Below are 26,316 nucleotides of genomic sequence, written 5' to 3' on the forward strand. Positions count from 1 at the left end.
TGCGAGGGCGCTTCCGGGGGTGACTCGAAGGCCGCGCCAATGGCAGAAACGGCCTTGGTCGGCATCATCATGGGAAGCAGCTCGGACATGGAAACGATGGCCGACGCGCGCGATACCCTGCAAGAGCTCGAAATTCCATTCGAGATGAAGGTCGTTTCCGCGCACCGGACGCCCGACGAGATGTATGAATATGCGCAGACCGCCGCGCAGCGCGGCCTAAAAGTGATCATCGCCGGCGCCGGCGGCGCGGCGCACTTGCCGGGAATGACTGCAGCCAAGACGTTGCTGCCGGTGATCGGCGTGCCCGTCAAGTCGAAGGCGCTGGGCGGAATGGATTCGCTCCTGTCGATCGCGCAGATGCCCACCGGCGTGCCGGTTGCGGCGATGGCTATCGGCAACGCGACCAACGCTGCGCTGCTCGCGGCGCGCATTCTGGCGCTGAGCGATCCGAAGCTCGCGGCGCGCTTAGCTACATTCGTGCAACGCATGCACGATTCGGTCGCTTCGACCGAATTGTGATTCGCACGCTTGGCGTGATCGGCGGCGGCCAGCTCGGCCGCATGTTTGCGCTGGACGCGAAGCGCATGGGCTACGACGTGATCACGCTCGATCCGCAGCCGCGGTCGCCGTGCGGGCAAGTGGCCGACGAACAGATCGTGGCGTCATACGACGATTTGCAAGCCATCGAGCGGCTGGGCGAACGCAGCGACGTCGTAACGTATGAGTTTGAAAACATCGCGATCGATTCGGTGCGGCGACTGGAGGCGCTCGGCGTGCCGGTGGCTCCGAGCAGCTCTGTCTTGCAGATCACGCAGAATCGCATCGCCGAGAAAACATTTGCCCGCGAATGCGGCGCGGCTGTCGCGGAGTTTGCAGCGATTAATTCGGACGATGACATTCGCTCCGCAAGCGATCGCATCGGCTTTCCGGCGGTCATAAAAACCGTCAGCGGCGGATACGACGGCAAAGGTCAGTGGCGCGCCAGCAATGTAGGCGATGCGCTAACGGCGCGAAAGGAGGCGGACGGCGCGGAGCTGATCTTCGAGCGCCTCGTTCCATTCGATCGCGAGATCAGCGTGATTTGCACGCGAAGCGCTAGCGGCGACGCCGTGACGTATCCGCCGGGAGAGAACGAGCATGACGCCGGCATTTTGAGCGTTTCCATCGTACCGGCGCGCATTGACGACTCGTTGGCGAAGCGGGCACAAGAGTTGGCGAAAAAACTCGCACACGCCATGGAGATCGTCGGGACGTTCTGCGTCGAGTTCTTCGTCGCCGGTAATGAGCTGCTGGTGAACGAAATCGCGCCGCGCCCGCACAACAGCGGCCACTACACGATCGACGCGACGCCCTGCTCGCAGTACGAGCAGCACGTGCGTGCAATTTGCGGCCTGCCGCTCTCGCCGCCGTCGCTTTTGCGCAGCGCGATTATGGTGAACATCCTAGGCACCGGTACCGGTAATCAGCTCGAAGGCACCGCCGAGCTTCTGAAAGATCCCTCAATCGTGTTGCACGTCTATGGCAAGAAACACGCAGTGAACCGCCGCAAAATGGGCCACTTTACCATGCTCGTCGACGGACCGATTACGGAGCGCGAGATCGCGCGCGCGAAGGAAGCCCGCAAATTACTGCGATGGGTTGACTCAGCCGACGAAATAGCCCAGGTTATCGTCTAGGGAAGAGGATAGGTGTGTTTATGTTCGTCAACGCGCGAGCTGTTTTGCTGAGCCTTGCCGGTTTATTGGCTGGCTGCAGCGCGAGCCTAGCGGCGTCCTCGCCGTCCGGTTCTTGGCCGATGTACCAAAAGGTTCCCAGCCACAACGCCGTTTTGCCGCCCATTCGCGGGCTTTCGGCTTGGAAGTTTGAGGCGGGCGCAAAAATAAACGGCGGGCTCGCCGTCGCCGGAAATACACTTTTCCTCGACACATTCGGAAACGAGCTCATTGCTTTAGACGTGCGCAGCGGCCGCGTCCTATGGCGTGCGCGCGCAGACAATATTCTGATGTCGACGCCGGTTGTCGCAGACGGCTTGGTATACGTGGGCTCGGGCGACAATACGAGACTGCAGGGGCAAACCGGCGCGTCAACCTTCAATCCGCCGCCGCGCGGCTTGCATCTGTCGCCCGTTTGGGGCAAGCCCGCAGGCGATTCATTATTGGCGTATGACGTCAGCACCGGTGAAAAGCGCTGGCAGTACAAGACGGTGGGCGAAGACATGCCGTCTGCGGCGTACGTGAATGATGTGCTGGTCTTCGCAAACGGCGATCTGCATTCGTACGGTATTAACGCGGCGTCAGGCGCCGTCAAATGGCTGCACGCTCTGCCGGGGCTTGCAACAATGGCGTCCGCCACAGCAGCCGGCGATCGGGTGTTCTTGTCTGATTGCGTTGAAGAACCATACCACTGTGAAACCATCGCGGTCGATGCAGCTACGGGGTCGGTAGCGTGGCGGGCGCCGTTCGGTAATTCCGATTCGTCGCCCACTTACGGTGACGGGCAAGTCTTTGTCAGTGGCATCGAGGACGCTTCAACCGGAGCATTGAGAGAAGGGCGCGCCGTTGTCGCGGCAATTGACGCAAGAACCGGACGCAAAGCTTGGGTGTATATGACGAAGCAGGCCGGCCCGTATACCCAAGTTGGATCGGCCGAACGCGCGATTGCCGGGACCTATGCGGGCGGTGTGTATTACCAAGCGATCCCGACGCACGACGAGCTCGTGGCGTTCGATGGTAAGACCGGGCGGCTGCTTTGGACGATGACCAGCATCGCGCCGATTAAAATGAGCCCGGTAGTCAGCGACGGTCGTGTGTACGTCGGCGATACGGCAGGCTTATTCTACGAGATTGATGCACGCAGCGGGCGAATTCGCACAAGTCGGCTCTTCAAACAACCATTCACGACGTCGCCTCCGATTGTCATCGGTAACTTCGTGCTCGTTGCGGGAGACTCGACGGTCTATGCGCTCCCCATACGACGATAGAAGTTCACCCTAGATTGCTTGCCGGTTTTGGCGGAACATCGGTGAACGCCATCGGCCGGTCCCACCAGTCGTGTTTGCGCCAGCGTAGCTGTTCCGCGGTTGGAGCCGGCGGTAGTTCCTGTTCGACCGCGGCCTCGTAAGCCTTTAGATATCGATCGATCATGTGCTCGACCGTAAATCGGTCTTCAACCCGCTTCCGGCACGCGTGTCGATCGAGCGGTTCGAGTTTGGGAACCGCCGCAACGGCGTCGTCGACTCCGTCGCACAGAAAACCGGTCACGCGGTCCACGACAATCTCGGGAATCGAACCGCTGTTTGCGCCGAGAATTGGCGTGCCGCACGCCATCGCTTCGAGCAAGGTCAACCCGAACCGCTCCGGGCGCGTATTCATATGCACGACAGCGAGAGCGTTTCCTAGCAGTTCGTCGCGCGCCTCGCGCCGCACTTCGCCCAGGAATTGGATCTGCTCACCATCGATGTGCGGCTCGATCTGCGTGCGGAAATACTCTTCGTCCTGAGGTATCGCGGCCATCTTAAGCTGCTTGCCGCTTTTCTTGGCGATCTCGATCGCCAAGTGCGCGCCTTTTTCCGGATGAAAGCGCCCAAGAAAAACGAGATACTCGCCCGGGCGGTCTTTAAAAGTGAACTCGCTCGGATCGATGCCGTTGTATGTGGTGGCGAGATAACCTAAGCCGGGATCGCGATCGGCGTCACTAATGGAACAGAAGAAACTGCGCCAAGCGCACGCGTAGTATGCGCCCAGAATCTGCGGGCTCGAGAAGCCGTGAATCGTCGTCAGCAGCGGTGGGCCTTTGCTGCTGAGCGCGTAAGTCATCGGCTTCCAGTCGAAATTGTTGTGGATCAGATCGAAGTCGCCGGCGCGTTCGAAGAGATTGGCGGTATGCAGAGCGGAGAAAACCTCGCCGTTCAGATTCGGATCTTCGCCGAGTCCGATCGGCACTACCGATTCGAGCTTACCTTCGAACTTGGAGTTGCCCGTCGCGAACAGCGTCACGTCGAGACCGCGGCGGCGCATGCCGTCGGCGATATTGAACGCAACCTGCTCCCACGGCCCGTATCCCGGCGGCGGGGACGGCCACGTAATGGACGCGAGTACGGCTACGCGCAGTCCTTTAAGGTTCATGCGCCGGCGCGAACGCCGGCTTTAAAAACGGCGGTGGGCGCGCGCAGAGCCGTGAGGTCGTTGCCCGCGTCGCGATCGAGCACAAGCAAATCCGCGGGCTCGCCGGGCTCGAGCAGTCCTCGATGCAGCCCGATGAGTTCCGCCGCCGTCGCAGTCGCTGCGTGCAGTGCTTGCTGGGCGGTCATGCCGAGCAGCCGCTGCATCAGAATCACTTCTTCGGCGTAATTCTCGTGATAGTTGAACGGCGTGCCGGCATCGGAGCCGCCGGCGATCTTTACGCCGGCTTCGAAGGCGCGCCGAATATTGCGCAGCATGTGCTCGCTAACTTCGCGCGCTTTGCGCACAACGTACTCGGGCTGGCCGCCCTCTTCGGCGTGTTCCAGAATGCAGGTCGGCGCTGTCAGCGTCGGCACGAGATACGCGCCCGTTTTTTTGAAGAGTTTGAGGGCTTCATCGTCGAGCATGTGACCATGCTCGATCGAATCAACACCCGCGCGCAGCGCGTTCTTGATGCCCTCAGTCCCGATCGCGTGCGCGGCGACGCGCATGTTGTGGCGGTGCGCTTCATCGCAGGCCGCGTGCATCTCTTCCTCGTGCAGCTGCGCTAGGCCGGGAACTGCGCCTTTCGTAAGCACACCGCCGGTGGCGATGAGTTTAATGCAGTCGGCGCCGGCTTTGCGCTGCTCGCGTACAGCTTTGCGCGCGTCCCACGGCCCGTCAACTTCGCGCCCGATGAACCAGCCGTGGCCGCCGGTCATGCATAACACAAAACCGGCCGCGGCGATGCGCGGGCCCTGAATTCGGCCTTCGTTGACGGCGTCGCGTATAAGAATCGAGATCGCTTCCGAGCCGCCGGGCTCGCGAATGGTCGTGACGCCGGCGCGCAGCGATTTCTCAGCATTTTCGATCGCGCGCAGCATGCGCAGCAGCGGCGGCATGGCCTGGATTGCCGTCATCGGATCCGCCTCGCCGCTCATCTCCAGGTGTGCGTGCGCGTTCACGAGCCCCGGCGTGACGCACGCGCCTAGCAGATCGCAATCGCCGCTCGCATCGCGCAGCTCGCGCACGACGCCGCCCTCAATTACAAGGTCGACGTTCTTGCGCGGCGCCTCCAGCGACCCGTCGTAAAGAATTCCGGCGCGAATAATCATTGAGCAGGCTGCCCCGAGTGAGTCGAATTGGCTCGTTCCAAAGCTTGAAAGGCCTTGCTTGTGAGATCGTGGCCCACTACGCCCGCGATGAAGCGCGAGGCGGCACGCACCTTGTCGAGATTCACGCCGGTTTTTATTCCCATTCCGTGGAGCATGTAGAGCAGGTCCTCCGTTCCCAGGTTGCCGGTCGCGCCCGGCGCGTATGGACAGCCGCCCAGGCCGCCGCTGCTCGAATCGAAGATCGCGATGCCGTGCTGCAGCGCTGCGTACACGTTGGCGAGCGCCGTGCCGCGCGTGTCGTGAAAATGCAGCGCGATCTTTTCAGTCGTCGTTTCGCGCAACAGCAGCGGCACGAGCTCGTCCACTTGGCTGGGAACTCCCACGCCGATCGTATCGCCGATCGAAACCTCGTCGCAGCCCATCTCGAAAAGTTTGAGCGTGACGTCCACGACCATGCTGGGCACGACCTTGTCGCCGAAAGGCGAGCCGAAAGCAGTCGAGACATACCCGCGCACCCAGAAGTCGTTCTCTTTGGCGTTGCGCACGACGTCGCGAAAGGTTTCCAGCGATTCGTCGATCGTCATGTTGATGTTGCGCTTCGTAAACGCTTCGGACGCGGCCGTGAAGACCGCGATCGCATTCGCGCCGGCTTCTTTGGCACGTTCGAGGCCGCGCACATTGGGCGTGAGCACTGGATAGCGCACGCCGGGGCGCTTGTGGATGCGCGTAAAAACCTCGGTCGCATCCGCCAGCTGCGGAATCGCTTTTGGGCTAACGAACGAGGTCGCTTCGATCAGCGTCAGGCCCGTCTCGCTAAGCAGATCGATGTACCGGACTTTGTCTTCGGTCGAGATGATCTCGTCTTCGTTTTGCAGACCGTCGCGCGGCCCCATCTCGCAGACGCGCACGAATTGCGGGATGCTCATGCTATTTCCAGTTCGGCGGACGCCGTTCAAGAAAAGCGCGAAGGCCCTCTTGCCCTTCGGGCGAGGTGCGCTGGTCGGCAATCGCTTCCGCGGTGATATCGAGCGACTTTCCGTAGGACGTTTCGCGCACGCGCGCAATCAATTTCTTGGCAGCCGAAATTGCAGAAGGGCCGGCGCTCAAGACCTCGCTCGTGACGCGCTCGATCGCGACGTCGAGCGTGTCGGCTACGACAACTTCGTGCACCAGGCCGATCGCTTGCGCGCGACGCGCCTCGAACCGTTCGCCGGTCAGAAACAATGCGCGCGCATGCGACGCACCGATCTTCGCCAGCACGAACGGCGAGATCACGGCCGGAATAATCCCAAGTTTGGTTTCGGTGAATCCGAAGACAGCGTCGGAAGCCGCGATCGCGATGTCGCAGACCGCCACTAAACCGGCGCCGCCTCCCAGGGCCGCGCCGTGAACCTTTGCGATGACCGGTTTCGGACAGCGATCGATCGCGCGAAACATTTTGGAGAGAGCCCGTGCGCCGGCGACGTTTTGCTTACGCGTCAGCTCGAGCGAGTCGCGCATCATGGTGACGTCGGCTCCGCCGCAGAAGGCCTTGCCTTCGCCCGAGAGCACGACGGCACGGATTTCCGGATCGGTCGCTATTTGCTCGAAGGTGGAACGAAGCTGCTCGATCAAATCGTTGTCGAGTGCGTTGCGAACGTCGGGCCGGTCGAGCCGAACCTGCGCGACCGGGCCTTGGGCCGAATAGCGGAGTACCGCAGCCATCCGGGCGGCTTTCTCGCTCCCATCCGTGGCCGCCTCGCACGCGTTGAGTGTACGGATGCAAACCGGCAAGATCGTCTACCGCCATTCCGCCGTCACGCGCCTGACGCACTGGCTGTTTTTCATCGCTTTCTTGGCGCTGGTTAGCAGTGGTCTGCAGATATTCAACGCAGCGCCGTATCTGGACGCCTCGGATAAAACCGATCCCGCGCACCGTGTCTTGCAAATTACGGCTCCGAGCCAAGGCGTCGGCACGACGATCGTCTTTGGCCGCACGTTCACGACGACCGGTTGGCTGGGGTGGACCGACGATGGAATGGGCAGCACGACCGGCCGGGCATTTCCGGGCTGGATTACGATTCCGTCGTACCAAGATCTCGCGGACGGCCGTCGCTGGCATCTGTTTTTCGCCTGGATAATGGTTATTTGCGGCGTTGTCTACATTGTGTGGGGAGCCGGCCGGCATGATCTGCGCGAACTTGTTCTGCGCCCGTCGGACATACCCAAACTCTTGCCGATGCAACTCTATTACTTCCGCTTGCGAAAAGAGCCGCCGGCGCACGGTAAGTACAATCCATTGCAGAAGATGGCGTATACGCTCGTTCTCTTCGTCTTCGCGCCGCTGATCGTGATAAGCGGACTCGCGCTGTCACCGAGCTTTGACGCTGCCATGCCCTGGGTAACGACGATGTTTGGTGGCCGCCAGTTCGCGCGGCTGTGGCATTTCGTTCTGATGATCGCATTGTGCGGTTTTTTTGCAACCCACATCATGCTGGTAGCTACCACAGGTTTGCGCAACCACATTGCGTCGATGATTACCGGTCGCTACAAACTGGGTGCGCATGACGGAGTGGGCGTATGAAGCGCAAACTCTTTATTGCATCTAGCATTTCGGCGGCCTTGGCCGGCTGCGGGGCGATCGGCACGAAGCTTAACGACAACCAAGCAGCGCACTCGGTCTTGACCAGTGCGGAAGACCTGAACCTACGCGTAATCGGTACGCACGGACTGGCGCGGCAATATGCGCCGTCCGATATTTCGAAAGATTTTCCAATCAACTCGCTCGACACGCCGACCGATCGCATCTACACGCAGCTCGTGGGTGCCGCATTCCGTCCGTACCGGCTCACGCTCACCGGCATGGTCGCGCGGCCGCAGACGCTTTCACTGGCACAACTCAACGCGATGCCGCAGAGCGCGCAGATTACCCGTCACGATTGCGTCGAGGGCTGGAGCGCAATCGCGCAATGGAGCGGCGTTGCACTGCGCGATCTGCTGGCGCTGGCGTCTCCGCGCCCCGGCGCGAACTTCGTGGTGTTTTACACCTTCGATCAGGATTCGGGGGGAATGCCGTATTACGAGAGTTTGAACATGGCGCAGGCCATGCACCCGCAAGCGCTGCTGGCGCTGCGCCAGAACGGCGCGCCGATCCCGCCCGATCGTGGAGCCCCGGTCCGCCTGAAAGTTCCGACGCAATTAGGCTACAAGAGCGCCAAATGGGTGCGCCATATCGAGGTGGTCGCATCGCTCGCGCACCTCTTCGGCGGCAAAGGCGGCTATTGGGAAGACCAAGGCTACGAATGGTACGCCGGCATCTAACCGCGCTTTAAGGGAGCAGCGGAACGCCTGGTTGAACTCCCCGCGTTCATCCCGTTATAAGGAGTTCTTATTGATGAAGCTTTTACTAACCGGGCTTTCTTTGGTTTTACTCACGGCCGCATCGAGCGTAGGCGCGAAGTCGATGTACAGCAACCCGCCTCCGGGGATGGTCGTTCAAGACGTGGTGACCTATCTGTCGGGCGAAGGCATGAGTTCGCGGTGGCACGTCGTCTCGAGCCGCGTGGCCGTCGGACGGCAAAACGGCAAACAGATCGCCTATCAATGGTATCTTTCGGTCTACGCACCCGCCGCAAACGGCTGGACCCTGAAGTGGCGTTCGCCGGGCAACAGCACGCTGCTGTCCAAGGTCACCAAGGCGAATGGCCTGCAGCTCTATTTTCCGATGCAATCCGTTAGAATTGTCGGCGGCGCGGAGCTCGAGCAGCCGGCGGTGCAAGACGCAGTTGTGCAAATTCATGAATCGGCCGCGGATTGCGGAGGTTCGACGGTGGCGGTGCTTGGGGCGACGGGTCGCGCGATGACCGTCGGTCCGCGCGTCACCGTGACGAACGGATGCGACTTGCAGGCGTCAATCGTAAAATACGGACAGATGCAAGCCGTGCAACTGACTGGGCCGTACTACGGTCCGAAAGCGGCTATGTGCTGCCCGACCAAACCGAAGGCGAGCGCCAAGCTCACGTACTCCGGCCAGATACGCGGCTGGAGCGTTACGCCGAACTACTTCACGATTCACCGGTAAGGCTAATCGCGCAGTAGCGACTCGTCCAAGGGCAATCGCGGGAAGCCGGCTGGGCAGGCCCGGCCGGCTCCCGTCAGCCACTCAGGCGACGTCCGAGTCGTCCCCCAACGGCATGCGCGGCACGCCCGAAGGATACGACGTCGGGTTTTCTTCCATAAACTGCTTCGAAATGGCCGCTAAGTACTCGAAGTACTCCCAAACCGCCGGCGTGGTCTTGCGCCGTAGCCGGATCATCGGCAGCAAATTGTTCCATGAACTCACGACAACCCCGCACCATAAGGTGCAGGCAATTTTGCGATCGATGATTCCAAAGCGAACGAATCCACCCATCGATTCGAAGAAATTGGCGATATTCGTGGCTTGCTGGAATTCGAGCGGCGCCGACGGGCTCGTTTGAAGTTTCAGCCGTTTTTCCGGATCTTGCAGAAGCTTCGGCAATTCGGCGACAATGAATCGCCTGGCGTTTTGAAACTCCTCGGATTCGAGTTTCTCGCGGCATTCCGTTAACGCCACAATTTGGTTGCCGCCGCGCATGTGGCGCAGCTGCAAGAGCGCCGCGATTGCCGAGGCAGCGATAACGACGAAGGTTCCGAGCGTTCCGATCGCGGTCAGCCACTCAGGAGACATCGGAAACCTTCGCCTTTGTCTCCGGCCACATCTCCGGAAGCGGCAGACGTTCCATTCCTTTTGGAAACGCGCCGTTCGGGTGCTGCGCCGCGTAGCGTTTAGATAATATCGTCAGATATTCGAAATTTTCCCATAATGCGGCCGACCCGATTATCGCGCGCCGGTTAGCGGTGAGCGGGGCCAGCGCTTCCCAGGCCCGTGTGGCAACGCCACCCCACAAATCGCAGGCGATCTCTTGATCGATGATTCCGTTCTTGACCAAGGCGCCGAAGGTTTCGAAGAAATTTGCCACCGTTCGGGCGGGCTGGTATTCAGGCGGAAAGAACGGCGTCGTCAATGCCTCGCGCACTGCCGGGTCCTGGAAGCGCGGCGGCAACTCGCGGACGACGAAATTCTCAGCGGCCTGGAACGCGGGCGATTCTATTGTTTCGCGGACTTCATTCAGCGCGATGATTTGATTGCTGCCGCGCATGTGCCGCAGCTGCATGAGCGCCGCGATCGCCGAGGCGGCGATAACAACGAACGTTCCGAGCGTTCCGATCGCGGTCAGCCACTCAGGGCTCATGCGGCCCTCGACAGGCTCGGGCGTGCCCTTCGACAAGACTCAGGATGACATCCCGACAGGCTCACCATGACAATTACATTCGAAATATGCCGAAACGTGTTTCGGCGATTGGCGCATTGGCGGCCGCTTCCAAACCCATGGCGATGGCTCGGCGCGACTCGAGCGGATCGAGGATGCCGTCGTCCCACAGGCGCGCGGTCGAATAATACGGGCTGCCTTCGTGTTCGTACTTGGCGAGGATCGGCTCTTCGATCTTCGCTTTTTCAGCCGCGCTGATGTCGCCCTTAACGGTGGAGAGCACGCTGGCGGCTTGCTGTCCGCCCATCACCGAGATGCGTGCGTTTGGCCACATCCACAGTTGACGCGGGGAATACGCCCGTCCGGCCATCCCGTAATTGCCGGCGCCGAAACTCCCGCCGATGATGATCGTGAATTTCGGCACTTCCGCGCACGCGACGGCGGTAACGAGCTTGGCGCCGTCCTTAGCGATGCCGCGGTTCTCATATTCTTTGCCGACCATGAAGCCGGTGATGTTCTGCAGGAAGAGCAGCGGCGTGCCGCGCTGCACGCAGAGTTCGATGAAGTGCGCGCCCTTGAGCGAGCTCTCGCTGAAGAGAATGCCATTGTTGGCCAGGATGCCGATCGGGTGGCCTTCGATGCGGGCGAAGCCGGTGACCAGCGTCTTGCCGTAACGCGCCTTGAATTCGTGAAACTCCGACGCGTCAACCAAACGCGCGATTACTTCGCGCACGTCATACCCGACGCGCGTATCCGAGGGAATGACGCCGTACAGCTCCTTCGGATCGTATTTTGGCGGCTGCGGTTCGACCATGTCCCACTGACGAGGCAGTTCGCGATGCAGGTTGGCGACGATCGATCGCACGATCGTCAACGCGTGCGCGTCATCTTCGGCGAAATGATCGGCGACTCCGGAGATTCGCGTATGCACGTCCGCTCCGCCCAAGTCTTCCGCCGTAACGATTTCGCCGGTGGCGGCTTTGACCAGCGGCGGCCCGGCCAAGAAGATCGTGCCGTTGTCTTTGACGATCACCGATTCGTCGGACATGGCCGGCACGTATGCGCCGCCCGCCGTTGACGAACCCATCACGGCCGCGATCTGCGGGATGCGTTTACCCGACATGCGTGCTTGATTGTAAAAGATCCGTCCGAAATGTTCGCGGTCCGGAAAGACTTCGTCTTGCCGCGGCAAGAACGCGCCGCCGGAATCGACCAAATAGATGCACGGCAGATGATTCTGCTCGGCGATCTCTTGCGCGCGCAGATGCTTCTTGACGGTGATCGGATAGTACGTTCCACCCTTCACCGTTGCATCGTTGGCGACGATTACGCAGTGCTGGCCTTCCACGATGCCGATCCCCGTGATGATCCCGGCGCCCGGCGCCTCGCCGTCATACATGCCGTTGGCTGCCAGCGGCGAGAACTCCAAGAAGAAAGATTTGGGATCGGTTAATTTCTCAACGCGCTCGCGGGCCGGCAGCTTGTTTCGCTTGCGATGTTTTTCGATCGCTTCCGGCCCGCCGCCCGAGCGCGCGGCTGCCAGCGCCTCGCGTAGCTGGTCGACCAAGCGGGTCATGTTTTCGAAGTTACGTTTATAGGTGTCGGTCTGAAGGTTCAGCCGGGTCTGGAGTACAGCCATGCGAGCGCGTTTTCGTTAAGCGTCCTTTAACCCCGTTTCCGCGCTCATCCGCTACAATGTGGCAAGAGTATGACAACCGCACTTACGCCCCGCACCGACGTCGCCGGCATGTACCGGCCCTCCGGGCAGCTCGATATCAGCACTGCGCTCGCAGCCTATAGCGGACCCTGGGACGAGCGCATGGCCGCGCATCTCTTGCGCCGCGCCGGGTTCGGGTCCACGCCGGACGAGGCCAAGCGCTACGGCAGCATGGGCGTCCACGCGGCGGTGGATGCACTGATAAACTTTCCGTCAACCGCCGGCTTGCCCGCGCCGGACAATCTGTACGATCCGCGCGCGACGCTGATGCAGTATTTCCAGTCGGGTGTGCGGCCGGGAATGGTCGACGATACGACCAAGCGCAAGATCGGACAAGAAGTTCGTCAGAACGAACGGCAATCCGTAATCGCGCTGCAGCGCTGGTGGCTCAACCGGATGCTGGCGACGCCCGCGCCGCTGCAAGAGAAGATGGCGCTCTATTTCCACGGCCACTTCACGTCCGCGGCGATTCAAAAGGGCGTCACGCCGGTGATGACCTACAACCAGAACCAACTCTTCCGCGACAACGCGCTCGGAAATTTGCGCGAGTTGACGTGGCAAGTCTCGATCGATCCCGCGATGATGATCTATTTGGACAATGCCCGCAGCGATCCGCAGCATCCAAACGAAAACTATGCGCGCGAGCTGATGGAACTCTTCACGCTCGGAGTCGGCAACTACAGCGAACAGGACGTGCGCGAGTCCGCCCGCGCTTGGACCGGCTACGTGCTTCGCCCGCGTGTCGGCGACGTGCAATTCGTCGCCTCGCGCCACGACGACGGAAGCAAAACGTTCTTAGGGCAGACCGGTAACTTTACCGGACGCGACATCGTCGACATCATCTACAAGCAGCCGGCGGCCGCGATGTTCTTTGCCAACAGTTTGCTGAACTTTTTCGTCTACAACGGGCCGGAACCGGAGCTGGTCGAGGCTGTTGCCAAGCTGATCCGCAAGAACGACTACAATCTCAAGCCGGTCATGTCCACGCTGCTTCGCAGCAACGTCTTTTTTTCCAACCGGACCTACCGGGCGCTCGTGAAGAGCCCCGTGGAGTTCGTCATCGGAACGTACAAGCAGTTCGACGCCAAGCAAGTTGACGATCGCGCCCAGCGCGCGCTCTTTGCGATGGGGCAAGTCCTGTTCTATCCGCCCAACGTCGCCGGCTGGCCGGGCGGCGCGAACTGGCTCACCAGCCAAACCGTCATCGCGCGCGAGAATTTCCTCGCATCGATGGTCAACTCGCCGATGATGGACGACGTAGGCTGGATGCAGCAAGTGCCTATGAAGGCCTCGCAAGCCGCGCATGACTTGGTGCAAACCGTTTTACACGGCGACGCGTCGCCGCAAGGCATCGCGCAAGTCACGGATTACCTCAACGGCGTAAACACTTCCGCACTCGGCATGCTCTCCGGAGAAAACTATCCCGAACGTGTCCGCGGAGCCGCTTATCTGACGATGGCGATGCCTGCGTACCAGCTAAACTGATGAGAAACCCTTCGATGCCTCAGGGTCCTTCGATACCTCAGGATGACAATGCATGAAACGTGGTAATTTTTTAGTCGGAGCGATCAGCGGGATCGCGGTGGTCGCAAACGCGGACCACGTCTTCGCCCGGGCGCTGGCGCAAACGCCGCTGCCGGGTCTGCCCGGAACGGCGAACCGGTGCCTCGTCCTGATCAATCTGCAGGGCGGAAACGACGGGCTGAACTGCGTCGTACCGCACGGCGACGCGCAGTATTATCAGGTGCGCCCGACGATCGGGATTGCGCGCGGCGACGTCCTGACTATCAACGACCGCCTCGGATTCAATCCGAACATGAAGTCGTTTAAGTCCATGTACGACAAGGGCAATGTTGCGGTCGTGCAGAGCGTCGGCTACCCGGACCCGGATCACTCGCACTTCCGCTCCACCGAGATCTGGCAGACCGCGGCGCCGACCAAGTACGAGCACACCGGTTGGCTCGGCCGCTATCTGGACGAAGCTGCTCTGCCCAAGGACAACCTCTTTAACGGCGTGGCGATTGCGCAGGTTCTACCTGAAGTTATGGTCGCTAATAAGACAGACGTGCCGGCCATCGCGCAGATCAACGGCTACGGGCTGATCAGCGATCGCAACAGCTCGGCGAGCATGGCGTACAGCAAACTGCTGACCGACAATCGCTTCCCATTCAGCTCACCATACCTGGCCCACGTTGCCGAAATCGAAGATCACGCGCAAAAGGGCTCGCAAGAATTGCCGAAACTAATCGCGGGCTACAAGACGGATGCGTCGTATCCGGCGACGCCGCTGGGACGCAGCCTCGCGCTGGCCGCACAGATTATCGGAAGCAATACCGGCACGCGCGTCCTGTACGTGCAGCACGGCTCGTTCGACACGCACATCGGCCAGAAAGCGACGCAGGACCGCCTGCTCGGCGAATTCTCGGATGCGATCAAAGCCTTCTACGACGACTTGGGCGCGCACGGGAACGATAATCGCGTGCTCACGATGACCTTCTCCGAGTTCGGCCGCCGCGTCGCCGAAAACGCGAGCCGCGGAACCGATCACGGTGAAGCTTCGCCGCTCTTTCTTATCGGCGGCGGCGTGAAAGGCGGGATTTACGGAGCGTATCCCGATCTCGCCAACACGAACATGGGCAACCTGAAGTTCGACACGGATTTCCGCAGCGTGTACGCAACGGTGCTCGAGCGCTGGCTCGGACGTCCGTCGGCCACGATCTTGCGAGGCCAGTTCCCGACCATCGCCGCGCTCGGCTAATTAGCTCTGCAGCGCGCGCTCCCGGTCGATGAGCGCGCGTTTGCGATCGAGGCCCCATTTATAGCCGCCCAGCTCGCCCGTTCCGCGAATGACGCGGTGGCATGGAATCGCGATCGCGCAGATATTTGAGGCGCAAGCGCGAGCCACGGCGCGCGCCGCGCCCGGCCGTCCGATCGCTTCAGCCACCTCGCCGTACGATTGCACTTGTCCGCGCGGAATCGACTGCAGATAGGCCCAGACGCGCATCTGAAACGCCGTCGCGCGCACGTCCAGCGGCAGGTCCAAGTCCGGTACACCGCCTTCCAAATGCCGTCTAAGCGCATCGGCCCATTGGGCTAGATGCGGATCGTTCGCGTTGTCCATCGGCGCAATATCGGCTTTCGAATACTCGCGGCGCAGTTGTTCCAGCAGCGCGTGCGCGCTCTCGCCGAATTGCACGAAGCACAGACCGCGATCGGTTGCGGCCACCATCATCAATCCGATCGGAGTCTCGACGGTGGCGTACGAGATCGTCACGCCCTCGCCGCTGCGCCGGTATTGTGCGGGCGTCATCCCGAGCCGGGTGTCCGCGCGTTCGTAGACGCGGCTCGCCGATCCATAGCCGGCGTCGTAGACCGCGGCGGTAACGTCCCGCGAAGTTTTTAGATCTGCTTTTAAGCGTCGCAGACGCAGCTCGTCCACATAGCGTTTCGGCGTTACGCCGACTGCCGCTTTAAAGCTGCGCAGAAAATGAAACGGGCTCATGCCGGCGACGCGCGCCAATACATCGAGCTTCGGCGATTCTTCGAGGTGCGCTTCCGCGTACTCGCACGCTGCGCTTATGCCGCTCCTCATGCCGGTCTCACGGCTCCTGGAACCCGGTTCGTTCGCGAATTGTTTCATGGCTTCAGCATAGCGCTCGATGAACCGGTCCGGCTATCCGAAAATTGCGATGGCATTCGCAGTTTCCGGCGAAACCCGCCGGAGTGATCGAGATTCTGTTTCTGGGCACCGGCGGCGCGCGCTTCGTCGTCGCGCGGCAGATTCGCGCGTCGGGCGGCATGTGGATGCGCTTTGGCCGGACGCAGATTCATGTGGACCCTGGCCCCGGCGCGCTCGTGCGCGCGCTTTCACGCGTGCCTCCGTGCAATCCGCGCGAGCTCGAGGCGATCGTGCTTTCCCATAAGCATCTCGACCATTCCAGCGACGTGAACGTCATGATCGAAGCCATGACCTCCGGCGGATTCCGGAAGCGCGGCGCAGTGCTGGCGCCCATCGATGCGCTCGAGGGAGAGCACGTTGTCTTGCCCTACGCGCAGAAGTTCGTGGAACGCGTCGAAGTCTTGAAGGCGAGTCATGGCCCGTACGCGATCGGCGATGTCGAAGTGTTCACGTCGATGCGTCACGTGCATGCGGTCGAGACGTATGGGCTGCACTTCAGGTACGAGGGCCGTACCGTCTCGTATCTGCCATGCGGCAAGTTTTTTGACGGCCTGATCGACGACTACCGTGCGCACTCGCCGGATCTGCTGGTCGTAAACGTTCTGCGTTACCGCGACGGTATGGATGTGGATCACCTCACGTTCGATCAGGCCCGCGAAGTGATACGCGGCGTGCATCCGCGAGTCGCCGTGCTGCAGCATTTCGGTACGCAGATGCTCGAGCAGGATCCGCCGCGGCTCGCCCGCGAGTTGGAGCGCGAGTTGGGCGTGCGCGTGATTGCCGCGTACGACGGCCTCTTGCTCGACGCCGATACGGAACTGTCCGCCGTTGCCGGTTGAGATTCTGCGAGTCGAACCCAGCGCGATCGAAGACTTCGTCCGAAGCAACGAACGTGAAGCGCTCAAGACGCTCTTCAATTTTAGCGTTGTGTGGCACGAGGAGCGGCATGACTTTGCCGCTATGGACGGCGACGTACTTGCAGGCGTGGCCACGATCCGCATCGCGGCGTCCCTGTCGCACGTCGAGCGCGTGTTCGTCTTACCGGAGCGGCGCCTGCAGGGCATCGGGCACGCGCTTCTGGAGCGCGCGGCGGAGGCGGCGAACTACTCCAACTGCCATAAGATGAGCGCACTCGTTCCACACCGCAGCGGCGCCCAACGATTTTTGGAACGCTGCAGCTATAAAGAAGAAGCTGTGCTGCCGCAGCACACGTTTAAGCTGGACATGGCCATGATGCGGCGGTTTTTGCTCTAGCTAGTGAATGCGCCGGCCGCGCGCCGGTTGATTGGGCGCCGGGCGCCGGATGAAGCCCGTCATCGGAGCCCACTCCGCCGGCAGCCGGCGTTGCGCGCGCAGCGCGCCATTATACAAGTACACGGCACCGTGCGACGAGCTCGCCGTAACGACCGAGCCGTTGCCGCCGAGCTGCGCGTCGGTCTGTCCGGCGCGAACCGCTCCGCCGCCGAAAGTCGAATAGATCCGGCCGACCGAGCTGTGCGCGCCGATCTGCACGTTACCCGCGCCGACGCCAATCCCGACGTTGCCGTTGGTGCTCTCAAAACGGGCCAAGCCCGGCTGGAAGCCGCCGTTGTCGTACACGATCGTGCCGTTGTAGCTTGAAACGTCTATCTGCCGCGACATGACGTTCTCGAACAAAATGTTACCGATGGCCGTGCGCGCACGAAAGCGATCGAAAGACGAACCGTCCGTCATGATCTGCCCGCGCGCGACTTGCACGAAGCCGGTGCCGCCGACGTTATGCAGCCGAGCTCCGCCGTTGTGAACCAGCAGCGCGAACGCGCCGTTGCGGTAATCTTGCACGTCGATGAGACCGCGCTGCACGTTACCCAGCAAAAGCGCAGTACCGGCCGGCAACATCACGAGCACGTTTGCATCCACAGCTTGAATGAAGATGCCGGCATGCGGAGCTGCGGTCAACGCAGGCAGTGCGAACTCTTCCGGCGGCAACACGATCGTGCCATCCGGCGTAAGAACTGTCGTCGCGAAGATCGGGATAGGGCGGGTCAGCGCCTGCGCGACGGCTTCCGGCCGGAAACTGCGCGCACTCACAGGTTGCGGCGAGCTCACCTGGACGTCGCTTCTGTTCCAGATCCGCACCGTCAGCGTTCCGCTGCGCATCATTACGCGCACGACCGGCGAGTCGCCGGCCGGCAAGACAATAGGCGCAGTCTGAGCACGCACCCACGACGGTTGCGCACTCAGTATGGCACATATGAAAATGAGGAGTCCGGCCGCCCGTCCCCTCACCCGGTTCGTCACCTTACTATTGTACGTGCCGCCGGCTCCCGTACATGAGAATACTATGAGATGCGCGGGAACCAAGCACGAAAGAGGGCGCCGCCCGTCTTCGATCGGAGCGCCTCGACGCTTCCGTCGTGCACGCGTGTTATCGATCGGACGATTGCTAGGCCCAACCCCGTGCCGGGAACGGCCCGGTTGCGCGACTTGTCGGTGCGATAAAACCGATCGAAAACGAAGGCCGCGTCGGCCGGATCGATGCCGGGGCCGGTATCCTCAACTTCGATACTAGCTTTACCATCTTGGGCGCGTACGCGAACCGTGACGCTGCCGGCGTCGGTGAATTTGATGGCGTTGTCGATCAAATTACTGAAAAGCTGCCGAATGAGTGAGGGGTCGCCCAGAATTTGCGGCTGTTCGTTGCCGCCGTCGAAAGTCAAGCGCAGGCCCTTGCCATGCGCGCGCGGCTGCGCGGCGGCAACCGCCTCCGCGCCGATCACGCCGAGCGGAACAGTTTCTTTAGGAATCGCTTCACCGGAGTCGGCTTTCGCCAGCGTTAGCATGCCCGCGACCATGCCGGCGAGCGAGGCGCTCTCCGTGGCGATCGTCTCCAAGCTCTCCCGGCGGACCTGCTCGTCGCGGTCGCCCCAACGCGCCAGCAGCTGTGCGTTGGCGTTAATGGACGTAAGCGGCGTCTTCAATTCATGCGAAGCGTCGGAGATAAACTGGCGCTCGCGCGCAAACGATTCTTCCAGACGCGCGAGCAAGTCGTCAAAGGTGGCGGCCAGTTTACCGACCTCGTCGTTGCGGTTCTTCCAGCGCAGCCGGCGGTTGAGGCGATCCGATCCGATTTCGCGCATCGCCAGCGCGAGTTGATTGATTGGATTGGTCGCTTGTGAAGCCAGCACCAGCGACAGTCCGCCGACGGCCAGAACCGACGCGATGAGAATTCCGACGATCGCCTGCCGCGTCTCGTTGAAAGCTCGATAGAGTTGGTCGAGCGGCTCACCGACGCGAACGATCAGCGCGTTCCGTCCGCTGCTCATCAGCTCGTTTTGAACCAAGAATGGTGTGCCGTGCAAGTCGGCGTCTTGAACCGCCGATGGTTTGGCGGCGGTGAGCTTCGGCGCCGGCGGAAACTCCGTAGTTCCCATGTTGAAGCTCTTGGCCACGTCGTGTCCATTCGTATCCTCAATTTCCAAATACGTTCCCGCGGCCGCCCAGCGTTCGAGATTGTCCGTGCTCTCAAGGGTAAGCAGCGCATCGCCGCTCGTATCCTGGATCGAAAACTGGTTGGGAGGCGGCAGCGCGACGCGCTTGATGTCCTGCATCGTTAACGCCAGATGCCCTTGCGCCTGGTCGTAGAGAATCTGCTCGAAACGTAAGGTGACGATCAACCCCAGCGCGAGGATGGCGGCGATCAGCAGCAGGGCATACCAGGCGGCGATTCGCCACCGTAGGGAAGTCACTAATCCTTGATGGTGTAACCGACTCCGCGCACGGTCGTGATCAGTTTGTCGTCGAAGCCGTCGTCGATCTTTCCGCGCAGATAGCGGATGTAGACGTCGATCAGGTTGGAGTCGCCCAGAAAGTCGCTTCCCCAAACGCCGTTGAAGAGTTCGTCGCGCGAATGGACCTTGTTGCGATGCAGCAGCAGGTATTCCAAGAGCGCGTATTCTTTGGCGGTCAAGTTGACCGGCTTGCCGTTCCGCGTGACTTCGTGGCGGTCGCGATCCATCGAGAGGTCGCGATAGACGATGACATTGCTGGCTGGTTCTTTATCGCGCAGGCGGGCACGAACGCGCGCCAGCAGTTCCTCGGTTGAAAAAGGCTTGGTCATGTAATCGTCCGCGCCCATGTCCAGGCCGGCGACGCGTTCGGGAACGCGATCCTTCGCCGTCAGCATGATGATTGGCACGCGGCTTTTGGCGCGCAGCCGGCGGCAAACTTCCAAGCCGTCCATTTTCGGCAGCATGAGATCCAAAACGACGAGGTCAGGTTCTTTGAGTGCGCGCTCTAAGCCCGAGAGACCATCGCGAGCGCTTTCGACTTCGTAACCTTCGTGTTCGAGTTCGAGCTGAAGGACGCGGCTGATCGCCGCGTCATCCTCGATGACCAGGATGCGAAAGCGCCGGTTAACGGCGCACCGGTCCTCGACGCGCGGGTGCGACAGCCGGACTCAGCTGGGAAATCCACATCGCGGCCGCACCTCCCAGCGCGATCCAAAGCAACGTTGCCGGTTGTGAAACGACCGCCAGAATTGCGCCGCCAACGACGTCGAGCGTGGAAACGACCGGAGCCGGACCGCCGCGCAAGATCAGCACGAGCAGCCAAGCGATCATGGCGACGCAGCCGCCCATGAGCCAGCCTTCCCACGGCTTGACCGCCAGGGTATGGCGGTAGATTGTACGATCCAGGATCGACGCCCGCAGGTTGGCGGGAGCCTCCTCGAGCGGGAGGTTGAAAAGTGCGCGGTCCAGATCGGCGTCGCTATAGTGTTTCATTCCGGTACTCCCGTTGCGGCTTGATTCAGCATTCGCCGCAACTGTTCTTTTGCGCGGAACAGGTGGGTCTTCACCGTTCCGATCGGTATCTCCAGCACTTGAGCGATCTCGTCGTACTGGCTGCCCTGCAGGTGGTAGAGCGTTATCACGGTGCGATATTTCTCCGGGAGCTGCGCGATCGCGGCTCGCAGCCGCCGGGCTTCGTCCCCGGCGATGGCTTGCTGCTCCGGCCCGGCCCCAGGGTCGGCCCGATCCGGAAGCTCCTCGTTCGAGTAACGTTTGCGGCGGTTCAATCGGTCGCAGCAGGCGTGGTAGGCGATCGAGAAGATCCAGGTCGAGAATTTGGCGCCCGGCCGGAAGGTGCGCAGGCTGCGGTAGGCCTTGAAAAACGCCTCCTGCGCGACGTCGCGGGCCTCCTCGGAGTCCCGCAGCGTCCTGTAGGCCAAGTGGTAGACCGCTCGGTCGTATCGCTCGACGAGCGTGCCGAAAGCCTCGCCCCGGCCCGCCAGCGCTTGCGTTACGAGCGTCTGGTCATCGACGGTGGTCGCGAGGTCGATAGCAGGGGCCTCCAGTACGGCTGCAGCCACGCTCGTCATACACGCGCGCGCGAAGCATTGTTTCGGCCGCCCTGAAACACTCCCCCGGCCCGGCCCGTACCTGGGGAAGAATGCGCTACACACGAACCGTCCTCATCGCCGTCCTCATCGCCGCCGAGGTTTTTATCGCGAGCGTCATCGTGGTCTCGGCCGGCGGCCTCAAGACGTTTTCGGACGCCGGGAACGCCCGCGATTTCAACTACACTCCCTATTCGCTGCCGGCGGTTGCGGTTGGTTCGCGTCCGCATGTGGTGATCGACGACCCGGATTCGCGCGTCGTCGTCACGCCGTCCACCGACGGCCAGGTCCACATCACCGACGCTACCAGCATCGGCGGCTGGGGCTGGGGTTCGCGTCCGCAACATCTGCAAGTGCGCAAGACTGCGGACGGAGTTGTCATCGCACGGCCCACGATAGCAAATCGCGTCATCATTTTCGGCTTTGAATCGAGCCGCACAGAAGTCGCTGTGCCGGCGGATGCAGTGCTTGAGATCACGCATGCCGGCGGCGCCGACGTGAGCGATCTCACGGGCACGATCAACGTCCATTCCGACGACGGACACATTGCGGCTACGAATGTCAAGAGCGTCGACGTCGCACTGACCACGGACGACGGACACATTACTCTGGACAACGTCGACGCGGACAAGCTCGCGGTCTCCACGCAGGACGGTTCTATCCGGGCTTCGTCGCTGCGCGTTCGCCAGGGCAGCGCGCATACCGGTGACGGTTCGGTCACGCTGGCATTTGCGGACGCGGGAGATCTTACGCTGCAGGCGCGCACCGGCGACGGCAGCATCAGAATTAACGGAGCGCGGCAAGGCGACTCGCCGCTGCGCGACTACAAACTTGGAAACGGCGGCGGTTCGCTGGACGTCTCAACGGAAGACGGCAGCATCCGCGTTTACACGAACGGAGCGAATTAAATGCAGTTCTCTGAATCTTTTGTCGCGGTCATCGCGATTCTCGTCGTCTTCGGAATGCCGCTCGCATTCGCAATGTCGCACCGTTGGTGGTCGCATCAAGAACGGCTGGAAATGATTAAGCGCGGAATGCCGCCGCCGCTCGATCCGCGCGAGGCGCGGCGAGCCGAACGTGCCGGCTATAATTACGCGAGTTACGCTTCCAACGACCCGAACTCGTGCTACTATCCCGATCGCATGTTGCGCAAAGGCGTGACGGTGGCAATGGTCGGTTTGGCGCTGTTGATCGGTCTGTCGTTTATCAATCCAGGACGTCCGGGACCGTGGCTCCTGGGCGGATTGATTCCGCTGTTCGTGGGCCTTGCGCAGATTATTTTGGCGTTGATGTCGGGCGCAAACTTCGGCGGGTGGACGCTTCAGGGGCCGCAGCCGGTGCAGCGTGGCACCATGCCGGGACAGACGCCGGCGCCTCCGCCCGGACCCTACGCTTGGCGGCCAGGACAAACGACGGAGCTCGAACCGCCCGTCCGTCCGCCTGACATAAGGCAGTAGATAAAGGAAGAACCGCCGGCAAGCCGGCGGTTCTTTTGTAAGTTAGCCTGTGGCTTTACTTACAGGATACCAGGGCGATTGCCCATCCAGCCGCAGTTCTCGTCCGGACGAGGTAACCGTCAGACGTCCGGTCGTAAACCTGGTAGCCCGCTCTTAGCGCGTCGGCTAGCGATTTGAAGACCATAAGACCTGCCATACCTGGACCCTCCTTTCTTTTTTTCGTTCTATACCCTATAACGGCTTTTGTCGCAAGTGGGTTCAGTCAAACGTCGCAATTTTGATTAAATATTCTGTAACGGGAGTATGTCCGGGCGGTTGCGAGAATGGTGCCGCGATGCCCAACGGGCCATCGGTACGTGATGTCCGCGTGCTCGATCGCACAGAACTTGCGCCCGGCGTAGTCCTCCTTGGTTTTTACGCTCCGGAGCTCGTTGCCGTGACTCGGCCGGGCCAGTTCGTCATGGCAATACCGCCAAGCGGCGAACGCGCCGCGACGGCGCTCGCCATCTATGAGGCGCAAGGAGAGCGCGCGAGTTTGCTGTTTTTCATCTGCGGCGCGCGGACGCGTGAATTGGCCGAATTACGAACGGGCGACACGCTTTCAATCACCGGTCCTTTGGGCAACGGTTTCGACGTGAATGGCGCGCGCAACGTTGCAATTGTAGCCGGCGGCGTGGGCATCGCATCGGTATTGCTTCCTGCGCAAATGCTAATCGAACAAGGCGCGCGCGTGCGGTTGTTTTACGGCGCGCGCAGCGAAAACTTCTTGGTCGATCGCGAGCGTTTCGAACGCGCCGGTTGCGAGCTCTGCTGCGCGACCGACGACGGATCGTTCGGTCACGCCGGATTCATCACCGAACTGCTCGCCGCTGCGGAAGACAAACCGGATCTCATCATCGCCTGCGGTCCGTCGCCCATGCTGCGCGCCACTGCGTTTGTTGCATCGGAGCTCGGCGTGCGTGCGCAGCTTTCGCTGGAAGAGACATTCGCGTGCGGAGTCGGCGGCTGTTGGGGCTGCGTCGTTCCATTGGATCGCAAGAGTTCACAAGCGCCGAGATTTCCCGCGCCGGCGAACGGCGGCGACTTCGTTTACGCGCGCGTCTGCAAGGAAGGCCCAGTCTTCTGGGCCCACGAGCTGAGATGGTAGCGCTCGCCCTTTACCGACGCTCGCTTTTTGCATGGTTAATCGCTCGGCCGGCAAAGGGCTCGCAAGACATTAACGATATCGAGACGTGGCTTCCGTACGCGGCACATGCCGCCCGAACGATTAACCTGCGAACAAGTGAGGGTGGCATGTGCCGCGTCGGGAAGCCGCTATGAGCCGCGGCTCCGTCGATCTATCGGTAACGATTGGCTCATTGCAGCTGCCGTATCCGACGCTCATGGCGAGCGGGTGCTATGGATCGGGCGAGGAGTTCGAACCGTTTGTGGACCTCGCGCAGATCGGCGCGGTCGTTTTGAAGAGCGTTACGCGGGCGCCGCGGCTGGGCAACCCGATGCCGCGGCTGGTGGCGACTCCGGCCGGCATGCTCAATGCGATCGGACTACAGAATCCGGGCATCGACTGGTATCTCGAGCACGAGGTGGCCAAGTTCGCGAAGCGGCCGTCCGCGGTGATCGGCAGCGTGGCGGCGTTTTCGGTGGACGATTACGCCTACGTCACCGAACGGCTGGCGGCGCGCGACGAAATCGCGGCGATCGAACTCAACATTTCGTGTCCCAACGTCGCTTCGGAGGGCGAAACATTCGCCTGCGATCCGGATCTGACGGCCAAGGTCGTACGCGCGGTGCGAGGCGTTACCGGGAAGACGCTGATCGTCAAACTCTCGCCAAACGTCACCGACCTGGCGGCCATCGCCGCCTCGGCGGAGGCCGCGGGCGCCGACGCGTTGGCGGTCATCAACACCTTGCGTGGAATGTCCATCGACGTGAACGCTTGGAAGCCGCGTCTCGGAAACGTTACCGGGGGGCTCTCGGGGCCGGCTATCCGGCCCGTCGCCGTGCTGGCAGTCTACGAGGCCGCGCGCGCGGTTGCGATTCCGATTATCGGGCAGGGCGGAATCGAAACCATCAGCGACGCGCTCGAATTCTTTCTCGCGGGCGCGAGCGCGATCGCAATCGGTACGGCGAACTTCACCGATCCGCGCATTCCGGTCCGGATCGTGGACGAGCTGCGAGACTATCTGACTGCTCGCGGGCACAGTTCGTTGAGCGAGATCGTCGGTAAGGCGAACGTCGGGTTTGCGACGCCGTTTCAATATGAAGGCGGCGAAGGATAATGGCGCAACTCGTGGTGGCCTTGGACGTCCCGACCGCCGGCCACGCCGAGCGCCTTATAGACGAACTGTACGAACTCGACGTGCTTTTCAAAGTCGGACTCGAGGCGCTCTACGGATACGGCGACCGCATCTTCGCGCACATGGCGGCGCGCGACGTCCGGCACTTCATCGATGCAAAACTGCACGACATACCGCGCACGGCCGGTGCCGCCGCGCGGCAGCTGGTGCGCCCGGGCACGCACATCATCAACGTGCACGCGATCGGTGGAAACGACATGATGCGCGCGGTCGTCGACGCAGCGGGTGAACGCGCGGACGAACTCGGCATAACTGAGCCGCACGTTTTTGCCGTCACCATGCTCACGAGCATCGGCGCGGAAGATCTCAACGAATTGGGGTTTCATGGCGGAATAGGCGAGAACACCATGCGCCTCTCCGCACTCGCACGTGACGCGGGATGCAGCGGCGTGGTCTGCAGCGCGCACGAAGTGCGCGACCTCAAACGCTATTTCGGCGAGGATTTTCTGACGCTCACTCCCGGAATTCGTCCCGGCGGCGCCGTGCACGGCGATCAGAAGCGCGTGACCACGCCGGCCGAAGCGGTCGCCGCTGGCGCCGATTATCTGGTGGTTGGCCGGCCGATTACCGAAGCGTCCGAGCCGCTCGAGGCCGCCAAAGCCATCCTCGAAGAGATGCGTTGACGCTGGACCTGGAGCGCGAGCTTCGCGAACGCGGCGCGCTGCTCGACGGTCATTTCCGTCTGAGTTCGGGGCGTCACAGCAATCGCTTCATTCAGAAGTTTCGCATTCTGGAAGATCCCCGGCTGGTCGAACCGTTGGCGCGACGCATTGCCGATGCGTTTGCCGCAACGCGTCCGACCGTCGTGCTGAGCGCCGCGGTCGGCGGAATCATCTTGGGTTACGAAGTTGCGCGCGCACTTGGCGTGAAGGCGATATTCGCGGAAAAGGAGGCCGGCACGGCCGTCTTGCGCCGCGGATTTGCGCTGACGCCGTCGGATCGCGTGCTTGTGGTTGAGGACGTGATCACGACCGGCGGTTCGGTTCAGGAGATCCTAGCGATCGCCCGCGCGAGCGGCGCGGAGATAGTCGGCGTCGGCGCGATTGTGCGGCGAGGCGATGCCGATTTCAGCGTGCCGGCGGTCGCGCTGCTCGAGATGCCGATCGTCTCCTACGACCAGGCCGCGTGTCCGCAGTGCCGGGCCGGCGAGCCTATCGCCGATCCCGGATCGCGCCGCAGCTAGG

At 61.7% G+C, this 26,316-nt stretch carries 29 protein-coding genes; 16 read left to right on the top strand and 13 right to left on the bottom strand.

Annotated elements, in window-relative coordinates:
- Window positions 1-39 precede the first annotated feature (39 nt).
- The 3 genes from purE to VFO29_00715 are packed head-to-tail and all read left to right on the top strand — an operon-like array spanning window position 40 to window position 2,980.
- Window positions 40-519 carry a 5-(carboxyamino)imidazole ribonucleotide mutase gene (purE, locus tag VFO29_00705; protein HET9392027.1) on the top strand — a complete coding sequence of 160 codons (480 nt, stop codon included), beginning with the start codon at window positions 40-42 and terminating at the stop codon, window positions 517-519.
- Entirely contained in the window at window positions 516-1,676 is a 1,161-nt protein-coding gene (gene purK / locus VFO29_00710; GenBank protein HET9392028.1) for a 5-(carboxyamino)imidazole ribonucleotide synthase, read from the top strand. Before purE ends, purK begins: the two co-directional genes overlap by 4 nt.
- A 20-nt stretch (window positions 1,677-1,696) precedes the next feature.
- A complete protein-coding gene (locus VFO29_00715; GenBank protein HET9392029.1) occupies window positions 1,697-2,980 on the top strand; it encodes a PQQ-binding-like beta-propeller repeat protein in 1,284 nt (427 codons plus the stop codon).
- 4 nt (window positions 2,981-2,984) lie between these two features.
- Here the strand turns inward: VFO29_00715 and VFO29_00720 are convergent, their stop codons facing one another.
- From VFO29_00720 to VFO29_00735, 4 genes are read right to left on the bottom strand one after another with little or no spacing between them, the layout of a single operon-like run.
- Window positions 2,985-4,124, bottom strand: a complete 1,140-nt coding sequence (locus tag VFO29_00720) for a glycosyltransferase family 4 protein (protein HET9392030.1) — start codon at window positions 4,122-4,124, stop codon at window positions 2,985-2,987.
- Window positions 4,121-5,275 (bottom strand): amidohydrolase family protein, encoded by a 1,155-nt coding sequence (locus VFO29_00725; GenBank protein ID HET9392031.1) that lies wholly within the window; start codon window positions 5,273-5,275, stop codon window positions 4,121-4,123. The genes VFO29_00720 and VFO29_00725 overlap by 4 nt, the downstream gene beginning before the upstream one ends.
- Window positions 5,272-6,201: a hydroxymethylglutaryl-CoA lyase gene (locus tag VFO29_00730; GenBank protein ID HET9392032.1), complete on the bottom strand. Its 930-nt coding sequence runs from the start codon at window positions 6,199-6,201 to the stop codon at window positions 5,272-5,274. The genes VFO29_00725 and VFO29_00730 overlap by 4 nt, the downstream gene beginning before the upstream one ends.
- 1 nt (window position 6,202) lies before the next feature.
- Window positions 6,203-6,979: an enoyl-CoA hydratase-related protein gene (locus tag VFO29_00735; protein ID HET9392033.1), complete on the bottom strand. Its 777-nt coding sequence runs from the start codon at window positions 6,977-6,979 to the stop codon at window positions 6,203-6,205.
- 55 nt (window positions 6,980-7,034) lie between these two features.
- Here VFO29_00735 and VFO29_00740 point away from each other — a divergent pair, with 55 nt between their 5' ends.
- The 3 genes from VFO29_00740 (at window position 7,035) to VFO29_00750 (ending at window position 9,335) form a co-directional block, all read left to right on the top strand.
- Window positions 7,035-7,838: a cytochrome b/b6 domain-containing protein gene (locus tag VFO29_00740; protein HET9392034.1), complete on the top strand. Its 804-nt coding sequence runs from the start codon at window positions 7,035-7,037 to the stop codon at window positions 7,836-7,838.
- Complete coding sequence (locus tag VFO29_00745; protein ID HET9392035.1) at window positions 7,835-8,575, top strand: molybdopterin-dependent oxidoreductase; 741 nt, start codon at window positions 7,835-7,837, stop codon at window positions 8,573-8,575. The genes VFO29_00740 and VFO29_00745 overlap by 4 nt, the downstream gene beginning before the upstream one ends.
- Before the next feature lie 73 nt (window positions 8,576-8,648).
- The gene (locus tag VFO29_00750) at window positions 8,649-9,335 is read left to right on the top strand and encodes a hypothetical protein (protein ID HET9392036.1); all 687 of its coding nucleotides are present in this window, start codon (window positions 8,649-8,651) and stop codon (window positions 9,333-9,335) included.
- Between the two features lie 81 nt (window positions 9,336-9,416).
- Here VFO29_00750 and VFO29_00755 read toward each other — a convergent pair whose 3' ends face one another.
- The 3 genes from VFO29_00755 to VFO29_00765 form a co-directional block, all read right to left on the bottom strand.
- Complete coding sequence (locus VFO29_00755; protein ID HET9392037.1) at window positions 9,417-9,962, bottom strand: hypothetical protein; 546 nt, start codon at window positions 9,960-9,962, stop codon at window positions 9,417-9,419.
- Window positions 9,952-10,527, bottom strand: coding sequence for a DUF4760 domain-containing protein (locus VFO29_00760; protein HET9392038.1), 576 nt, complete (start codon window positions 10,525-10,527; stop codon window positions 9,952-9,954). Before VFO29_00760 ends, VFO29_00755 begins: the two co-directional genes overlap by 11 nt.
- Before the next feature lie 73 nt (window positions 10,528-10,600).
- The gene (locus tag VFO29_00765) at window positions 10,601-12,184 is read right to left on the bottom strand and encodes a carboxyl transferase domain-containing protein (GenBank protein ID HET9392039.1); all 1,584 of its coding nucleotides are present in this window, start codon (window positions 12,182-12,184) and stop codon (window positions 10,601-10,603) included.
- Between the two features lie 69 nt (window positions 12,185-12,253).
- Between VFO29_00765 and VFO29_00770 the strand changes: the two genes are divergently transcribed.
- Window positions 12,254-13,747, top strand: coding sequence for a DUF1800 domain-containing protein (locus VFO29_00770; protein ID HET9392040.1), 1,494 nt, complete (start codon window positions 12,254-12,256; stop codon window positions 13,745-13,747).
- 52 nt (window positions 13,748-13,799) lie between these two features.
- A complete protein-coding gene (locus VFO29_00775; protein ID HET9392041.1) occupies window positions 13,800-15,020 on the top strand; it encodes a DUF1501 domain-containing protein in 1,221 nt (406 codons plus the stop codon).
- On the opposite strand, the gene VFO29_00780 is transcribed toward VFO29_00775, so the two are convergent.
- The gene (locus VFO29_00780; GenBank protein ID HET9392042.1) at window positions 15,021-15,902 is read right to left on the bottom strand and encodes a methylated-DNA--[protein]-cysteine S-methyltransferase; all 882 of its coding nucleotides are present in this window, start codon (window positions 15,900-15,902) and stop codon (window positions 15,021-15,023) included.
- Between the two features lie 83 nt (window positions 15,903-15,985).
- Between VFO29_00780 and VFO29_00785 the strand changes: the two genes are divergently transcribed.
- Both VFO29_00785 and VFO29_00790 read left to right on the top strand, forming a co-directional pair.
- Window positions 15,986-16,780, top strand: a complete 795-nt coding sequence (locus VFO29_00785; GenBank protein HET9392043.1) for an MBL fold metallo-hydrolase — start codon at window positions 15,986-15,988, stop codon at window positions 16,778-16,780.
- On the top strand, window positions 16,770-17,195 hold the full coding sequence (locus VFO29_00790) for a GNAT family N-acetyltransferase (protein ID HET9392044.1): 426 nt from the start codon (window positions 16,770-16,772) through the stop codon (window positions 17,193-17,195). Before VFO29_00785 ends, VFO29_00790 begins: the two co-directional genes overlap by 11 nt.
- On the opposite strand, the gene VFO29_00795 is transcribed toward VFO29_00790, so the two are convergent.
- The 5 genes from VFO29_00795 to VFO29_00815 form a co-directional block, all read right to left on the bottom strand.
- Window positions 17,196-18,143 (bottom strand): hypothetical protein, encoded by a 948-nt coding sequence (locus VFO29_00795; GenBank protein HET9392045.1) that lies wholly within the window; start codon window positions 18,141-18,143, stop codon window positions 17,196-17,198.
- Between the two features lie 119 nt (window positions 18,144-18,262).
- A complete protein-coding gene (locus VFO29_00800; GenBank protein HET9392046.1) occupies window positions 18,263-19,669 on the bottom strand; it encodes a HAMP domain-containing sensor histidine kinase in 1,407 nt (468 codons plus the stop codon).
- Window positions 19,669-20,373 carry a response regulator transcription factor gene (locus VFO29_00805; GenBank protein ID HET9392047.1) on the bottom strand — a complete coding sequence of 235 codons (705 nt, stop codon included), beginning with the start codon at window positions 20,371-20,373 and terminating at the stop codon, window positions 19,669-19,671. The genes VFO29_00800 and VFO29_00805 overlap by 1 nt, the downstream gene beginning before the upstream one ends.
- The gene (locus tag VFO29_00810; protein HET9392048.1) at window positions 20,336-20,704 is read right to left on the bottom strand and encodes a hypothetical protein; all 369 of its coding nucleotides are present in this window, start codon (window positions 20,702-20,704) and stop codon (window positions 20,336-20,338) included. Before VFO29_00810 ends, VFO29_00805 begins: the two co-directional genes overlap by 38 nt.
- Entirely contained in the window at window positions 20,701-21,291 is a 591-nt protein-coding gene (locus VFO29_00815) for a sigma-70 family RNA polymerase sigma factor (protein HET9392049.1), read from the bottom strand. The genes VFO29_00810 and VFO29_00815 overlap by 4 nt, the downstream gene beginning before the upstream one ends.
- Before the next feature lie 80 nt (window positions 21,292-21,371).
- Here VFO29_00815 and VFO29_00820 point away from each other — a divergent pair, with 80 nt between their 5' ends.
- The 6 genes from VFO29_00820 to pyrE all read left to right on the top strand — a co-directional run bounded on the left by VFO29_00820 (window position 21,372) and on the right by pyrE (window position 26,315).
- Window positions 21,372-22,226: a DUF4097 family beta strand repeat-containing protein gene (locus tag VFO29_00820; GenBank protein HET9392050.1), complete on the top strand. Its 855-nt coding sequence runs from the start codon at window positions 21,372-21,374 to the stop codon at window positions 22,224-22,226.
- The gene (locus VFO29_00825) at window positions 22,227-22,775 is read left to right on the top strand and encodes a DUF6249 domain-containing protein (GenBank protein HET9392051.1); all 549 of its coding nucleotides are present in this window, start codon (window positions 22,227-22,229) and stop codon (window positions 22,773-22,775) included.
- A gap of 334 nt (window positions 22,776-23,109) precedes the next feature.
- The gene (locus VFO29_00830) at window positions 23,110-23,922 is read left to right on the top strand and encodes a dihydroorotate dehydrogenase electron transfer subunit (GenBank protein ID HET9392052.1); all 813 of its coding nucleotides are present in this window, start codon (window positions 23,110-23,112) and stop codon (window positions 23,920-23,922) included.
- Between the two features lie 169 nt (window positions 23,923-24,091).
- Window positions 24,092-25,054 (top strand): dihydroorotate dehydrogenase, encoded by a 963-nt coding sequence (locus tag VFO29_00835; GenBank protein ID HET9392053.1) that lies wholly within the window; start codon window positions 24,092-24,094, stop codon window positions 25,052-25,054.
- Window positions 25,054-25,755 carry an orotidine-5'-phosphate decarboxylase gene (pyrF, locus tag VFO29_00840; protein HET9392054.1) on the top strand — a complete coding sequence of 234 codons (702 nt, stop codon included), beginning with the start codon at window positions 25,054-25,056 and terminating at the stop codon, window positions 25,753-25,755. The genes VFO29_00835 and pyrF overlap by 1 nt, the downstream gene beginning before the upstream one ends.
- Window positions 25,752-26,315: an orotate phosphoribosyltransferase gene (pyrE, locus tag VFO29_00845; protein HET9392055.1), complete on the top strand. Its 564-nt coding sequence runs from the start codon at window positions 25,752-25,754 to the stop codon at window positions 26,313-26,315. Before pyrF ends, pyrE begins: the two co-directional genes overlap by 4 nt.
- Window position 26,316: the final 1 nt, after the last annotated feature.

Origin of the sequence: Candidatus Rubrimentiphilum sp., from assembly GCA_035710515.1 — a bacterium.
Classification (GTDB): Bacteria; Vulcanimicrobiota; Vulcanimicrobiia; order Vulcanimicrobiales; family Vulcanimicrobiaceae; genus Rubrimentiphilum.